The 15462-nt window shown below is 72.3% G+C and carries 11 protein-coding genes and 1 riboswitch; of the genes, 7 read left to right on the top strand and 4 right to left on the bottom strand.

Annotation, left to right across the window (positions count from 1 at the left end; translation table 11 throughout):
• The first annotated feature begins 29 nt into the window (after positions 1 to 29).
• Together ABEG17_RS17320 and ABEG17_RS17315 are read left to right on the top strand one after the other, a co-directional pair.
• The gene (locus tag ABEG17_RS17320; protein WP_406830727.1) at positions 30 to 797 is read left to right on the top strand and encodes an SDR family NAD(P)-dependent oxidoreductase; all 768 of its coding nucleotides are present in this window, start codon (positions 30 to 32) and stop codon (positions 795 to 797) included.
• 94 nt (positions 798 to 891) lie between these two features.
• Entirely contained in the window at positions 892 to 1320 is a 429-nt protein-coding gene (locus ABEG17_RS17315; RefSeq protein WP_406830726.1) for an OsmC family protein, read from the top strand.
• A gap of 3 nt (positions 1321 to 1323) precedes the next feature.
• Here ABEG17_RS17315 and ABEG17_RS17310 read toward each other — a convergent pair whose 3' ends face one another.
• The 3 genes from ABEG17_RS17310 to ABEG17_RS17300 form a co-directional block, all read right to left on the bottom strand.
• Positions 1324 to 1530, bottom strand: coding sequence for a hypothetical protein (locus ABEG17_RS17310; RefSeq protein ID WP_406830725.1), 207 nt, complete (start codon positions 1528 to 1530; stop codon positions 1324 to 1326).
• Between the two features lie 68 nt (positions 1531 to 1598).
• Positions 1599 to 2627, bottom strand: a complete 1029-nt coding sequence (locus ABEG17_RS17305; protein WP_406830724.1) for a ribonucleotide-diphosphate reductase subunit beta — start codon at positions 2625 to 2627, stop codon at positions 1599 to 1601.
• On the bottom strand, positions 2624 to 5056 hold the full coding sequence (locus tag ABEG17_RS17300) for a ribonucleoside-diphosphate reductase subunit alpha (RefSeq protein ID WP_406830723.1): 2433 nt from the start codon (positions 5054 to 5056) through the stop codon (positions 2624 to 2626). Before ABEG17_RS17300 ends, ABEG17_RS17305 begins: the two co-directional genes overlap by 4 nt.
• A gap of 131 nt (positions 5057 to 5187) precedes the next feature.
• A riboswitch (cobalamin riboswitch) is annotated at positions 5188 to 5443 on the bottom strand.
• A gap of 68 nt (positions 5444 to 5511) precedes the next feature.
• On the opposite strand from ABEG17_RS17300, the gene ABEG17_RS17295 reads away from it, so the two are divergent.
• The 4 genes from ABEG17_RS17295 to ABEG17_RS17280 all read left to right on the top strand — a co-directional run bounded on the left by ABEG17_RS17295 (position 5512) and on the right by ABEG17_RS17280 (position 11478).
• Complete coding sequence (locus ABEG17_RS17295) at positions 5512 to 6711, top strand: DUF4185 domain-containing protein (protein WP_406830722.1); 1200 nt, start codon at positions 5512 to 5514, stop codon at positions 6709 to 6711.
• 93 nt (positions 6712 to 6804) lie between these two features.
• On the top strand, positions 6805 to 7350 hold the full coding sequence (locus ABEG17_RS17290; RefSeq protein WP_406830721.1) for a hypothetical protein: 546 nt from the start codon (positions 6805 to 6807) through the stop codon (positions 7348 to 7350).
• Positions 7347 to 9998 (top strand): cation-translocating P-type ATPase, encoded by a 2652-nt coding sequence (locus ABEG17_RS17285; RefSeq protein ID WP_406830720.1) that lies wholly within the window; start codon positions 7347 to 7349, stop codon positions 9996 to 9998. The genes ABEG17_RS17290 and ABEG17_RS17285 overlap by 4 nt, the downstream gene beginning before the upstream one ends.
• Positions 9999 to 10104: 106 nt before the next feature.
• Positions 10105 to 11478 (top strand): MBL fold metallo-hydrolase RNA specificity domain-containing protein, encoded by a 1374-nt coding sequence (locus ABEG17_RS17280; protein WP_406830719.1) that lies wholly within the window; start codon positions 10105 to 10107, stop codon positions 11476 to 11478.
• A gap of 86 nt (positions 11479 to 11564) precedes the next feature.
• Here ABEG17_RS17280 and ABEG17_RS17275 read toward each other — a convergent pair whose 3' ends face one another.
• Positions 11565 to 12497: a universal stress protein gene (locus ABEG17_RS17275; protein WP_406830718.1), complete on the bottom strand. Its 933-nt coding sequence runs from the start codon at positions 12495 to 12497 to the stop codon at positions 11565 to 11567.
• 221 nt (positions 12498 to 12718) lie between these two features.
• Here ABEG17_RS17275 and ppdK point away from each other — a divergent pair, with 221 nt between their 5' ends.
• Entirely contained in the window at positions 12719 to 15457 is a 2739-nt protein-coding gene (gene ppdK / locus ABEG17_RS17270) for a pyruvate, phosphate dikinase (protein ID WP_406830717.1), read from the top strand.
• The last annotated feature ends 5 nt before the right edge of the window (positions 15458 to 15462 follow it).

Genomic DNA, 15462 nt, shown 5'->3' with positions numbered 1-15462 from the left:
CACCGGCGCCGCGCCCTAGATTGGCACGCATGGGTGCACTGGAGCGCTTCTCCCTCGCCGGTCGGGTCGCCGTCGTCACCGGCGGGACGCGCGGGCTGGGGGCCGGGTTCGCCGAGGCGCTCGGTGACGCCGGCGCCTCCGTCGTCCTCGTGGGCCGCGACGCCGAGGCCGCCGAGACCGTGCTCTCGACCCTGCGCACCAAGGGGATCCGCACCGAGTTCGTTGCGGCGGACGTCACCGTGGCCGAAGACGTGCAGCGTGTCCTCGACAGCACCCTCGCCTCTTTCGGGCAGGTGGACGTCCTCGTGAACAACGCCGGCGCCTGCGTCCACGCCCCGGCCCTGGACGTCACTCCCGAGGACTGGCGGGCGGTCATGGCGGTCAACGTCGATGCCGTGTGGACCTGCTCGCAGACCTTCGGCCGCCACTTCGTCGCGCAACGGTCCGGCTCGATCGTCAACATCGGCTCGATGTCCGGCTTCATCGTCAACCGCCCGCAGTGGCAGCCCGCCTACAACGCCTCCAAGGCCGCTGTGCACCACCTGACGCGCAGCCTCGCCGCCGAGTGGGGTCCGCACGGGGTGAGGGTGAACGCGCTGGCCCCGGGCTACATCAAGACCGACATGTCACCGGTCGACGACCCGAAGTTCCGCCGGCACTGGATCGAGGACGCGCCCCTGCAGCGTTACGGCACGGTCGAGGAGCTGGCCCCGGCCGTCGTGTTCCTCGCCAGCGACGCATCGTCGTTCGTGACCGGTTCGGTGCTCGTCGCCGACGGCGGCTACACCGCCTTCTGACTCCTCGTGCCCCATCGCCTCGACCGCACCACCCCGCTCAGCGCCAGCCGCCCCACCCCGCTCCGCCGACCAAACCACACCGCTAGGAGAAGACATGGCCACCACCCGCAACGCCTCCGCCCACTGGGAGGGCTCGCTCATGGAGGGGGCCGGCCAGGTCACCCTCGACTCGTCGGGTCTCGGCACGTATGACGTGACGTGGCCCTCCCGCGCGGAGGAGGCCAACGGCAGGACCAGCCCTGAGGAGCTCATCGCCGCCGCCCACTCGACCTGCTTCTCGATGGCGCTCTCGCACGGCCTGGCCCAGGCCGGCACCCCGGCGACCACCATCGACACCAAGGCCGCGGTGACGTTCCAGCCGGGCACGGGGATCACTGGGATCGCCCTGTCCGTCAAGGGCGTCGTGCCCGGGTTGAGCGCCGAGCAGTTCGACGAGGCGGCGCAGGCGGCCAAGGCCGGTTGCCCCGTGAGCCAGGCCCTGTCCGCGGTGCCGATCACCCTCGAGGTGTCGTTCGAGGGCTGAGGCTCAGTCCTCGTGCAGCGTGCGGTGGCGACCGCCACGCACCCCGTTGACCACGAGGACCGCACCTCCGACGGCGACGATGGGGCCGATCACCGCCCACATGGTCACCCCGCTCATCACGCTGCCCCCGAGCACGTCGATGCCCTGGAGGAACCAGACCGCCCCGATGAGGACGAGGAAGACTCCCAGGGCGATGCGCACAGGCTTCATGCTGCGAGCGTAACCGCGATCGGCCGGGCCCACTCCTGACTGGCGCGGGCCCGGCCGACCGAGCGGGATCAGAAGTCCTCGTCGAACCCGACCGAGCCGCTGACGCCCATCTGGTAGGCGGAGACCCGGCGCTCGAAGAAGTTCGACAGCTCCTGCACGTCCTGCAGCTCCATGAACGCCAACGGGTTCGTCGAGCCGTACTCGGGCTCCAGCCCGAGCTGCTGCAGCCGCCGGTCGGCGACGGACTCGAGGTAGGTGCGCATGTCAGCCGTGGAGAGCCCGGCGACACCGCCCCCCAGGAGGTCCTCGGCGAACTGCGCCTCCGCGTCCACGGCGGCCCGGATCATCGCCCGGACCTGGGCCGCCAGCTCGTCGTCGAACAGGTCGGGCTCCTCGGCCCGCACGGTCTCGACGACGTCGAACGCGAACGCCATGTGCATGGACTCGTCCCGGAAGACCCAGTTGGTGCCGCTCGCCAGACCGTTGAGCAGACCCCGCGACCGCAGGAAGTAGACGTACGCGAAGGCGCCGTAGAAGAACAGCCCCTCGATGCACGCGGCGAAGCAGATGAGGTTGAGCAGGAAGGCCCTGCGGTGCTCACGCGTCTCGAGCCGGTCGAGCTCGAAGACCGTGTCGATCCACTCGAAGCAGAAGTCCGCCTTGGCCTTGATCGACGGGATGTTGTCGACCGCAGCGAACGCTTCGTGCCGCTCCTTCTCGTCGGGGACGTAGGTGTCGAGCAGGGTCAGGTAGAACTGCACGTGCACCGCCTCCTCGAACAACTGGCGGCTGAGGTAGAGCCGTCCCTCCGGGGAGTTCACGTGCTGGTAGAGGTTGAGCACGAGGTTGTTCGCGACGATCGTGTCACCGGTCGCGAAGAAGGCCACGAGGCGGCTGACGAGGTGCCGCTCGGCGGCAGTCAGCCGCTGGAGGTCCTTGAGATCGCTGTGCAGGTCCACCTCCTCGACGGTCCAGGTGTTCTTGATGGCGTCGCGGTAGCGCTCGTAGAAGTGCGGGTACCGCATCGGCCGCAGGGTGAGGTTCATCCCCGGGTCGAGCAGCATCTTCTCCGTGGTCGTGGTCGTGGTCGTGGTCATTCGCAGGCCTCGCAGCTCTCGGGGTTCTCGAGGGAGCACGCGATGGCTGCCTCGTCGGTCACGGTGGGGGTGGGATCAGGGCTGGGCACGGCGGCGGTCAGGCCGACCGTCGCCTGCTGGATGCGGGTGGCCGGTCGCGACCGCAGGTAGTACGTCGTCTTCAGCCCCGCCTTCCACGCGTAGAGGTACATCGAGCTGAGCTTCCCGATCGTCGGCGACGCCAGGAACAGGTTGAGCGACTGGCTCTGGTCGATGTAGGGCTGGCGGGCCGCAGCGAGGTCGACCAGCGCCTTCTGCGGCAGCTCCCACGCGGTGCGGAACAGGTGCCGCACGTCCTGCGGGATCTCGGCGATGCCCTGCACGGAGCCCTCGCTGCGCTTGATCGCCTCCCGCACCTGCGGGGTCCACAGGTCACGCGCCTTGAGCTCGCGCACCAGTGCGGTGTTCACCTGCAGGAACTCCCCCGACAGCGTCTCCCGCTTGAACAACGTGGACACCTGCGGCTCGATGCACTCGTACACGCCGGCGATCGACGCGATCGTCGCCGTCGGCGCGATGGCGATGAGCAGGGAGTTGCGAAGTCCGTTCTCCTTGATCGACTTCCGCAGCGACACCCACCGTTCGGTCTGGGTCGGGGTCACGCCCCAGAGGTCCGGCTGCAGGGCGCCCCCCGCCGCGCGCGTCTGCTCGTAGGCCGGGTGCGGACCGTGCTCGGCGGCCAGCTCGGTCGAGCGCTCCAGTGCCGAGAGGTAGACCTCCTCGGCGATCCGCGTCGACAGCTCACGCGCCTCGTCGGAGTCGAACGGCAGGTGCAGCGCGAAGAACACGTCCTGCAGCCCCATCACCCCGAGGCCCACGGGGCGCCAGCGCGGGTTGGACGCCGCCGACTCCTCGCTCGGGTAGTAGTTGATGTCGATGACCCGGTCGAGGTAGGTGACCGCTGTGCGCACCGTCGCCCGCAACCGGTCCCAGTCGACGGCGTCGCGGCCGGTCGTCAGGTGCGCTGCGAGGTTGACCGACCCGAGGTTGCAAACGGCGGTCTCGTCGTTGCTCGAGACCTCGATGATCTCGGTGCAGAGGTTGGACAGGTGCACGACCGGCGCCCCGGGCCCCTGCTCGTCGCTGGTCTGGTTGCAGGTGCGGTTGCTGGCGTCCTTGAACGTCATCCAGCCGTTGCCGGTCTGCGCCAGCGTGCGCATCATCTTGCCGTAGAGCTCACGTGCGCCGACGGTGCGCACCACGCGCCCGTCGCGCTCCGCGGCGGCATACGCCTCCTCGAAGGCGGGGCCCCACAGATCGGGGAGCTCGGGCACCTGGTCGGGGTCGATGAGGCTCCACTGCTCGTCGGCCTCGACCCGCCGCATGAACTCGTCCGGGACCCAGTTGGCGAGGTTGAGGTTGTGGGTGCGGCGCGCGTCCTCGCCGGTGTTGTCGCGAAGCTCGAGGAACTCCTCGATGTCGGGGTGCCACGGCTCGAGGTAGACGCACGCTGCGCCCTTGCGGCGACCCCCCTGGTTGACGGCGGAGACCGAGGAGTCGAGGGTGCGCAGCCACGGGACGATGCCGTTGGAGTGACCGTTCGTGCCGCGGATCAGGGCACCGCGTGAACGGACCCTCGACCACGAGATACCAATGCCACCGGCGAACTTCGAGAGCTTGGCGACCTGCGCGTATCGGTCGTAGATCGACTCGAGCTGGTCCTGCGGCGAGTCGACGAGGTAGCACGACGACATCTGGGTGTGCCGGGTGCCGGAGTTGAACAGGGTGGGCGAGCTCGGCAGGTAGGCCAGCGAGGCCATGAGCCGGTAGAAGGCGATCGCCTCCTGCGGGGTGCGCGACAGGCCGCAGGCGACGCGCAGCAGGAAGTACTGCGGCGTCTCGATGACGCTGCGGGTCTCCGGGTGCCGCAGCAGGTAGCGGTCGTAGACGGTGCGCAGCCCGAAGTACTCGAAGCGGCGGTCGTTCGACACGTCGACCGCGTGGTCGAGCTTGCGCGCGTTGGCCTCGACGAACTCGGCCGTCTCGTCGCCGATGAGCCCTTCCAGGTGGCCGAGGCGGACGGCCTGGCTGAACGACGCGATCTGCTGGCCGCGCACCTCCTTGTCGATGTAGTTGGACAGCAGCCGTGCTGCGAGGCGTGAGTACTCCGGCTCGCTCGCGGTCATCTCGGCTGCGGTCTGGATCGACAGCCGGTCGAGCTCGGCCGTCGTCGCGCCGTCGTAGAGGCCGCTGATGGTCCGGGTGGCGATCGCCATGGGGTCGACCTCGCCGAGGTCGTCGCACCAGCGCTCGACGGCGCGGACGATCTTCATCACGTCGACGGGTTCGCGGTCGCCGTTGCGCTTGCGCACGGCCATGGTGGCGCGGCGCGACGACGCGCCACGGGTGTTCGGGGTGGTCGATGGGTCGACCACGGGGGTCTGGGTCATCCTGCTCTCTCCTCGCGAGCGATTCGGTGCCGTGGACGCGAGGAGGGGACGACGACGCAGCCGAGACGGCGCGCCGGCACGGGACTGCAGAAGCCGGGTGACCCACCCTCGAGGCCACGACTCAACCGGGCACGGTGTGCGCGGCCGCTGGCAGGTCTTCGGACTCGCGGACCCGTCCCTTCCGGCTCCGTGGTCCGTCCGGGGACGGTCCGTGGTTCCGGGGTGACACCTACTGGCCGTCGCTTCCCACCCGCCGAGACGGGGCAGTGCTTGGTGACGGCTGTCGTTTCCGCTTACCGCTGCGGGGCAGTCCCGGATTCCCACCGGGTTCCCTCTTGCCCCAGGTCCCGTGTGCACGGGACCCGGACCAGCGAGACACACCATATGCGGGTGGCGGCACCGAACGACAGCACCACATGTGGGATCCGCGTGTCGCGGCCCCTACGCTCTGCAGCGTGCCGCGACTCACCCGACCCCACCTCCCGGCGCGTGGCGCCCGCCCTGGTGCAGGTGCCCTCGTCGCCGCGGCGCTGGCGGTGGTCCTCACGCTCGCGGGCTGCGGCACCGACCTCGCCCGGGACAGGGCAGGCACCGCCACCGGCGGCGCGGCATACCCACGGCTCACCCCGACGTGCCCGGCGGCGCCGGCCGCGGCGAACCGGACCGTGACCGTGGCCGAGCTCAACCGCGTCGTGGCAGGGCTGGACCTGCCGCTGTGGCAGGCCGGTGACATCGGGGCGAGCACCAGGCTGCCCGACGGACGCATCGTCTGGGTGTTCGGAGACACGGTCCGCGCGACCGGGGTCACCCCGCGCATCGTGGCCAACTCCATGCTCGTCACCAGCGGTCTGTGCACCTCGCAGGTCGAGACCCGCGACCGCGGGCCGGTCATCCCCGACCGCGCGGAGGGCTCGGTCCACTGGCCCATGTCGATCGCCACCCTCGCCCGAGGTCGACAGACCCTCCTCGTGGTGATCTCGGCGCGCATCCGTCGCGGGTCCTCGGGGGCGTTCGACTTCACCTATCTCGGCAGCAGCGCAACGGTCTTCGACGCGAGTGGACCCGGCGTGCCGCAGCTGCGCAGCCAGCTCGACATCACGCCCGACAGCCCTGACCCCGGCCAGGTCAACTGGGGTTCGGCGATGACCGTGCAGGGATCCTGGATCTACGTCTACGGCACGCGGCTGCCGAACTCGACGTCCTTCGGGCGTGCCCTGTATGTCGCTCGGGCGCCTGCCGCCGAGGCGCGCGACCGGGGGACGTGGAGGTTCTGGGACGGGACGCGGTGGTCGTCCGCGCAGGAGGACGCAGCGGCGGTGCTGCCCGCTCCCGGAGGGGTGTCCCAGACGCTGTCGGTGGACGTCGTGGACGGCCGGTACGTCATCGTGTCCAAGCGGGACGGCGACCTGGGCAGCACGGTCTACTCGTGGACCTCGGCGTCGCCGACCGGCCCGTGGGCCCCCAGGCGTGGCGTGCGGGCGCAGTTCCAGGACCCGTCCGGCCAGCTGCGCTACGCACCGCTGGCCCACCCCGGCATCCGGCTGGCCGACGGCAGGCTGCTCATCTCGATCTCGCGCAACACCACGGACTTCGGGCGGCTCCTGTCGGAGCCGACCCTGGGTCGGCCGGTCTTCGCGGAGATCGACCGACCCTGACGCGGGACCTAGGTCTCATCTGCACCGCCTGCGTCACGACGAGAGTGGGAGGTGAGCGAACCCGCGCCCCCGAGCCTCGTGAGGAGCCCGATCATGTCCGGGCCGACCCTGAAGTCGATGTCGTCAGCCGTCAAGGCCCTCGGCCAGGAGCCACCGTCGGCAGGCGGCCGTCACCGGCGCCGCCGGGTCGCCGTCGTCACCGACGAGGCGTCCCTGGGAACTGCGGCTGTCGCCGCCCTCGCAGGCACCTCTGCGCGGGCGCCCGACCTTCGGCAGCAGACCGAGATGCGGATCCGCCACTGCGCTCCCCCGGCGGCCAGCGTGCGTGACTTCGTCGACCTCACCCGCGCGTGCTCTGCACCGAGCCTGGAGGCCGCAGTGGGTGCGCTAGCGGACGACCCTGGGTGCGACGCCGTCCTCATCGCGCTCGGCACCGACGACCCGGCGCGCGCGACGGCCCTGGTCGGAGCAGCGCGACGAGTCGGGCGGGGACACCCCGGGACGATGTTCGCCATCGTCTGTCCGGCGGTCCGTCATGATCGAGGGCACCGCGACCACGGCGCCGCCGACGCGGGCGAGGGCGGCCATGACCGCGGGTCGGTCCTCCACCCGGGTGCACCACCCTGGTCGGAGAGGTGACGACGCCCGGCTCGTCCTACGACGAGGCCGACGTCCGTGTGGTCGCGTGCGCGCCCAAGGTCGCCACACCCGATCAGGATCAGGGGCTGACCGGCGCCGAGGCCCGTCGGCTGCTCGGCGTCAACGGTCCCAACAGCCTGCCCACGGCCCCACCGACACGGGTCGTGGTCCGTGTCCTGCGCGCGCTCAAGGACCCGTTGGTCCTCGTCCTGCTCGGCGCCCTCGCCCTCACCCTGGCTACGACCGACCTCACCGATGCGGCGGTGATCGCCCTGGTGGTCGTCGTCAACACCACCCTCGCCGTCCGCCAGGAGCTCAGCGCCGACCGCGCCGTCCAGGCCTTGTCCAGCCTGGTGTCCCCCTCGGCGCAGGTCACCCGGGACGGGCGTGAGCAGTCCGTCCCGGTGCGGGACCTCGTGCCCGGCGACCTGGTCCACCTGCGACAGGGTGACCTCGTCCCGGCCGACGCGACCCTGTTGAGGGGACCGGGGCTCACGGTCGACGAGTCGACGTTGACGGGCGAGTCGCTGCCGGTCACCAAGGCCCCGTGGCCCGGTGAGCCCGCCCCGGCGCGGTCCGACCTGGCCGGACGGGCTGCCCGGCTGCACGCGGGCACCGCGGTCACCACAGGACGCGGCACGGCTGTCGTGACCGCGACCGGCCCGGCCAGCGCCACCGGGCGGATCGCGTCGATGCTGGTCGAGCACGAGCAGCGCCAGACACCGTTGCAGCACCGGATGGCGCGGCTTTCCGGCTACTTGGCAGCGGCCGCCGTGCTCCTGTGCGCCGTGGTCTTCGCCCTCGGGCTGCTGCGTGGTGAACCACTGGAGGAGATGCTGCTCACCGCCGTCAGCCTCATGGTGGCAGCGGTCCCCGAGTCACTGCCACTCGTCGTCACGCTGAGCATGGCGATGGCGGCGCGCAGGATGGCCTCTCGGCACGCAGTGGTCCGCAGCCTCGCCGCGGTCGAGACGTTGGGCTCGGTCACGCTGATCGCCACCGACAAGACCGGAACCCTCACCGAGGGGAAGATGGCGGTCTCCTCGACGTGGTGCCCCGACGGCTCGACCGACCGGGACCTCGTGGTCGCCATCACCTTGTGCAACGACGCCCGAGAGGTCACCGTGGACGGCGCCGTGCCGCCGGACCCCACCGAGACCGCCCTCCTCGACGCCGCCGTGGCGGCCGGGGTCGACCCCGGCCTGGTCCGCGCCGAGCACCCCAGGCTGTCCGAACGTCCCTTCGACAGCAGGACCAAGCGGATGACCACGTGGCACTCCGCGGTCATCGGCTCCGGAGCAGGCACCGGAGCCAGCACCGGAGCCGGAGCCGGCACCGGCCTCCACGTCGGCGAGCCCGGGACGGAACCCCAGGCGGCTCCGTCGTCCGTGCTCGTCGTGTCGAAGGGGGCGCCCGAGGTCATGCTGCGCGCCGACGTGCTCACCGACGGGCCGGCCGTCCTCGAGGCGGCCCGCCACGAAGTCGACGTCCTCGCGGCGACCGGCGCCCGCGTCCTGGCGGTGGCCCAGGGCGAGTCGACCGGCTCCGTCGGAGTGGTGCCGCGGCTGGGTCTGCTGGGGCTGGTGGCCCTGCGCGACCGTCCGCGCCCGGCCGCGGCCCGGGCCGTGAGCCGGTGCCGCGACGCCGGTGTCGAGGTCGCCCTCATCACCGGGGACCACCCCGCCACCGCCCAGGCCGTGGCGTCCGCCGTCAACATCTCCACGGACGAACCACCGTTGGCCCTGCACGACGGCAGCGGCTCGGGGGTGGACCTCGACCGCGAGGGCGTCGACCACGACGCGGCGAGGCTGCACCACGTCATCGCCCGGGCGACGCCGGGTGACAAGCTCGAGCTCATCTCCGCCTGGCAGCGCAGGGGCCACGTCGTGGCGATGCTCGGCGACGGCGTCAACGACGCCCCGGCGCTGCACCGGGCCGACATCGGGGTGGCCCTGGGACGACGCGGCACCGAGGTGGCTCGAGAGGCCGCCGACGTGGTGCTCACCGACGACAACCTGGCGACGGTCGTCGCGGCCGTGGAGGAAGGGCGTCGGGTCTACGCCAACATCCGCCGCTTCCTGCTCTACGGGATCTCAGGAGGCGCCGCGGAGATCCTGCTGATGCTGGGCGGGCCGGTGGTCGGGATCGCCCTGCCCCTGTTGCCGGCCCAGATCCTGTGGGTCAACCTCGTCACCCACTCCTTCGCCGGGGCGGCCCTGGGCGCCGAACCCCTCGAGGACGGCACCATGGCCGCCGGTCCGCGACCCCCGTCCCAGGGCGCCCTGGACCGGTTGTGGTGGCGGCTCCTCGTGCTCTCCACCGCCGTGGCCACGATGAGCCTGCTCGGCTCGGTCGTCGCAGGAGGCGGCGCAGGCCCGTCGACCGCCCTGGTCAGCCTGGGCACCGGCCAGCTCGCGGTGGCCCTGGCGGTGCGCTCGCGCACGTCCGTGGAACGCGGGCGGTCACGCTTCGTCCTGCCCGCCACCTTGGCCGCAGCCCTGGCGCTGCTCGTCGCTGCGGTCACGGTCCCCCCTCTCGCAGCCCTCCTCGGCACCGCACCCCTGCCGCCCGCGTCCTGGGCGTGGGCGGCAGGGGCCGGCTGCCTTGCCTACCTCGTCGGTCGGCTCGTGCGACCGGCCAGCTTCTGAACCGGGGACCAAGTCCCCTGTCGGCACCACCGTGCCCGGGCCGACCGTGGGGCGGGCGAAGGGAGTCGACGATGACCCAGCGAAGCGACGCGACGGGCGCTGCTCCATGAGCACCGTCCTGACCTTCCTCGGAGCGGCCGGGACGGTGACCGGGAGCCGGACGCTGGTGGAGCACTCGGGCACCCGGACCCTGGTCGACTGTGGCCTCTACCAGGGCGAGCGCCAGTGGCGCCGACTGAACTGGCAGCCGTTCCCGGTCCGGGCCGCGAGCATCGACGGGGTCGTGCTGACGCACGCCCACCTCGACCACTGCGGCTACCTCCCCGCGCTCGTCCGGCAAGGCTTCGAGGGTCCGGTGTGGTGCACGACGGGGACGGCCGACCTGGCCCCGATCGTGCTGCGGGACAGTGCTCACCTCCTGGAGGAGGAGGCTTCGTACGCCCGGACGAGCGGCTACTCCAAGCACGACCCACCCCTGCCGCTGTACACGAGTGGCGACGTGGAGAGAGCCGTCCACCTCCTGCACGAGACCGTGTACGGCGGGCCCGTCGTCCTGGGCGGGGACGGGTCCCTGGTCCTCGTGCGTGCGGGCCACGTCCTGGGGTCGGCGAGCGCCCACCTGACCACGGCGGACACGACGGTTCTGTTCTCCGGCGACCTCGGACGGCCCGAGCACCCCGTCCTGCGTCCCCGGGAGCCGGCGCCGGCCGCCCGCAACGTCGTCGTCGAGTCGACGTACGGCGACCGCAGCCACCCACCCCTCGACCCCGAGCACCACATCCTCGCGGAGGCCATCCGGCGCACCGTCGACAGGGGCGGCTCCGTGGTGATCCCCGCGTTCGCCGTGGACCGCACCGAGCTCGTCCTGCACGCCCTGAGCGGCCTGTGGCGCGAAGGCCGCATCCCGCAGGTGCCCGTCTACGTGGACAGCCCGATGGCTTTGCGGGTCCTTGACGTGTACCGCGACCAGCGGCACCGCAGCGAACTCCGGGAGAGTGCCGGCGCGGACCTCGTCCGGCTGCCGGGGCTACGCACCCTCCCGTCTGCGCAGGAGTCCCAGCGCATCAACCGGCCCAAGGAGCCGTCCGTCATCGTCTCGTCCTCCGGTATGGCGTCGGGTGGCCGGGTCGTGCACCACCTGCGGGCGTTGCTTCCCGACCCACGGAACACCGTGGTGCTCACCGGCTACCAGGCGGTGGGCACGCGGGGCCGGGCGCTCGCCGACGGAGCCCACGAGGTGAAGATCGCCGGCGCCTACGTCAGGGTGCGGGCGCAGGTCATCCAGGACCAGGGCTTCTCGGTGCACGCCGATGCCGATGAGCTCGTCCGCTGGGTCAGCGGGCTCGCCGAGCCACCCGAGTCGGTGTTCGTCACGCACGGTGAGCCCGAGGCGGCTTCGGCCCTCGCGGCACGACTCCGTGAGGTCACCGGCGCGACGGTGGTCGTCCCACGCCTCGGTGAACGGGTCATCGTCCCCTGACCCCGGGCTGTGAAACCCCGGGCTGTGAAACCCCGGGCTGTGAATCCCCTGGCGCTGAGTCCGTCCCGGTCAGGCGTCCGTCCCGGTCAGGCGTCCACGGCCGGGACGGGCGACGCCCCGTTGTCGTGGGCAGCGGGTCGATGCGCCAGCACCGCGGCCGGTGGGACCACCAGGACGTCGCACGGCATCTGGTCGAGCACCCCGCGAGCCACCGAGCCACTGATGAGCCCGGCCAGGCGTCCCTGTCCCTCGGTCCCCACGACCAGCAGGTCCTGCGGGCCTGCGTGGGTCAGCAGTGCCGCCACGGGTTGGGTCACGTCGACGACGACCCGTGCCAAGGAGTGGTCCGGCGCCCGCTGGGACAGCAGCAGGTCGGCGTGCCGGTCCCAGATCCGTGCTGCGAGGACGTGCAGCTCGGCATCGGCGCGAGGGGCGGCATACACGACGGTCAGGGCCCAACCTCGCGACTGCGCCGCCTCGACGGCGATCGACAGCACCACGTCCGCGCTGGGCTCGTCATCGACCCCCACGACGACGACGGGGTGCCGGGTGCCGACGGTGCTGATCCGTGGGGCGGCGGGACGTGGTCCGGCCACGAGAACGGGGCAGCCGAGGCGCCGTACGAGCTGCTCGCTCGTCGAGCCCGAGGCGAAGGCGCCCAGGCCACGGGAGCCGTGTCGGCCCACGACGAGCAGCCGTGCCCGAGCCGCAAGTGCCTCCACCTGCGGCGACTCGACGGTCTCTGCGCTCACCACGGTGACGTGGGACCACCGGCTGCCGATCCGTTCGACGGCGCGCCTGCCGGTCGCCTCCGCCTGCAAGGTGCTCTCGGAGGTGGCGCGCGACCAGTCACCGAGGTGACGCACTCCTCTGTCCGCCTCGTCCTCGATGGTGAGGACGACCAGGTGCAGCCGGCGGCGCGCGGCCTCCTCCACCGCGACGTCGACGGCCTCCATCGACTCCCACGAACCGTCGCAGCCGACGACGACCGCCGGGTCCTGCTGTGCACCGACCACCATGGGAGCCTCCGAGAGCGATGAGGGGGACGCACCGTCCCGCTCCTCAGCGTCAGCCGCCGCTCCTCGTGGCCCAAGGGCCAATGGTCCCGGGAGGGGCGCACGGGGACCTTCGGCACTGTGCCGGCACGGGCCCTCACGCCATCGTCGGGGACGGTGGAAGCGCTGCCGGGTCACCGGTGGCCCCACCGCGGCCCACGAGGCCCGCCGGACAGGAGACCACCATGACCGCACCGACCGCGAGCCGGACCGGATTCGTCGTCGCCTTCGCCGACGGGGACGGCACGATGGTCGACTCGTTGGGCGGCAAGGGCGCCGGGCTGGCCCAGATGACCCGCCTCGGGCTGCCGGTCCCCGCCGGGTTCACCGTCACCACCGAGGCCTGTCGCGCCTACCTGGCGGCCGGCCGGGAGCCACCCCTGCTGGCGGGCGAGCTGGCGACGGCTCTGGCCCTGCTGGAGGAGCGCTGCGGACGGCGCCTGGGCGACCCGGCCCGGCCACTGCTCGTCTCGGTGCGCTCGGGAGCCCGGTTCTCGATGCCCGGGATGATGGAGACCATCCTCAACGTCGGCCTCAACGATGCCGTCGTGGCCGCCCTGGCCGTGAGTCGAGGGGCGAGGTTCGCCTGGGACTCCTACCGGCGGCTCGTCCAGATGTACGGGCGAACCGTGCTCGGCATCGAGGGTGACCTCTTCGAGGCGCGCCTGCGCGCCGAGCGCGCGGCTGCCGGCGTGTCCACCGACCAGGAGCTGTCCGCCGGCCGGCTGGAGGTGGTGACCCGCGACTTCCGGGTCCTGTGTCGGGAGCAGACGGGCGAGGACCTCCCGCAGGACCCCCACGAGCAGCTGCACCGTTCGGTCCTGGCGGTCTTCGAGTCCTGGACCGGTGACCGTGCGCGGCGCTACCGGGTGCACGAGCACATCTCGGAGGACCTGGGCACAGCCGTCAACATCGTCCAGATGGTCTTCGGCAACGGCGGGCCCCGCTCGGGCAGCGGCGTCTGCTTCACCCGGAACCCGGCGACGGGCGAGCCCGTCCCCTACGGCGACTACCTGGTCGACGCGCAGGGCGAGGACGTCGTCAACGGCAGTCGGCAGACGATGGACCTGACCACCCTCGCAGCTCGCGAACCCGCCCTCCACGCAGAGCTGTGCGACCACCTGCGGACGCTCGAGCGCCACTACCGGGACCTGTGCGACGTCGAGTTCACGATCGAGGACGGACGGTTGTGGATCCTGCAGACGCGCGTCGGCAAGCGCAGCGCGGCGGCGGCGTTCCGCATCGCCTGCGACCTCGTGGACGAGGGGGTCATCGACCTCGACGAGGCGCTCCTGCGGGTCGACGGCCACCAGCTGGCGGCTCTGCTCCACCCCGGCTTCGCCGACAGCGCCGGGCATCCCCCGGCCGCCCACGGCCTGGCGGCCAGTCCGGGGGCCGCGACCGGGCGAGCGGTGTTCGACGCGCCCACGGCGATGGCCTGGGCCGCCCGCGGCGAGCAGGTCGTCCTCCTGCGGCCGGAGACCAGCGCCGACGACGTCGGCGGTCTCCTGGCCGCCACGGCGGTCATCACCGCGCGGGGCGGACTCACCTCCCATGCCGCCGTCGTTGCTCGCGGATTCGGGAAGACCTGCGTGACGGGGGTCGAGGGACTCGACATCGACAGCGCCGCCCGCACCGCGGTGCTGCCCGGCGGTCACCTCCTCGCCGAGGGCGACGCGTTGTCCGTGGACGGCACGACGGGGGACATCTTCCTCGGATCGCGCCAGGTGGTGGCCAGCGCCGGCGCCCTGGCGATCCGCGCCTGGACCACGTCCGCACCATCGGCCTCCGCGCCATACCTCGCGGAGGCCGACCCGGTGGTGCGCGCCATGGGTCGTCTCCTCGCCCACGCCGACCTGCGCCGCACCTGCACGGTCCGGGCGAACGCCGAGACGTTCCACGACGCCCGCGCCGGGCGCGAGCTCGGCGCGGAGGGCATCGGGCTCGCCCGCACCGAGCACATGCTGCTCGGGGACCGGAGGGTCCTCGTCGAGCAGGTCGTGACCGGGGACGAGCGCGAGGCCGGCCTGCGCAGCATCGAGGCCCTCGCCCGGACAGAGTTCGAGCAGATCCTCGGGGCCATGGACGGACTGCCGACGGTGGTGCGCCTCCTCGACCCACCGCTGCACGAGTTCCTCCCCGACCTCGTGGAGCTCGAGGTCAGGGCCGCGGTGGACCGGGCCGCCGGCACGGTCGACGACGCGGTCGAGCGCCGCCTGGCGCTGGTCCGCCGCTGGCACGAGCAGAACCCCATGCTCGGGCTGCGGGGCGTGCGCCTGCTCGCCGTGGTGCCCGAGCTGGTCACCGCCCAGGTGCGGGCGCTGGCGCAGGCCGCGGTCGCCCTGCGCGAACGCGGCCTGGACCCGCGACCCGAGGTCATGGTGCCGTTGGTGGCCGACGTCGGTGAGCTCGAGGCCGCCCTGGCCAGCGTGCGGGCCGAGGTCGCCGCGGTGGTGGGCGACAGCGGCACCGAGCTCGACGTGCCGCTCGGCGTGATGATCGAGCTGCCCCGCGCCGCCCTGACCGCGGCGCGTCTCGCCGAGCACGTCGACTTCTTCTCCTTCGGCACCAACGACCTGACGCAGACGACCTGGGGCATGTCGCGCGACGACGCCGAGACGAGCTTCCTGGCTGCCTACCGCGGGGCTGGAACGCTGGCCTCCGACCCGTTCTCGACCCTCGACGACGAGGGGGTGGGCCGGTTGGTCCGGCTCGCCGTGACCGAGGGACGCCTCACCCGGCCCGACCTCGGTCTCGGGGTGTGTGGCGAGCACGCCGGCGACCCGGCCTCCATCCACCTCCTGCTCGCCTCCGGGGTCGACTACCTGTCCTGCTCCCCGCCCCGGGTGCCCGTGGCCCGCCTCGAGGCCGGCCGGTATGCCGTGCTCGGTCAGTCAGCGGCGACGGCGCCCGAGACCCGGTGACGCCC

Origin of the sequence: Pedococcus sp. KACC 23699 (genome assembly GCF_045348425.1) — a bacterium.
In the GTDB taxonomy this organism is placed as follows: domain Bacteria; phylum Actinomycetota; class Actinomycetes; order Actinomycetales; family Dermatophilaceae; genus Pedococcus.
The sequence above is the reverse complement of the archived record's forward strand: the minus strand, read 5'-3'. Positions and strand labels throughout refer to the sequence as shown.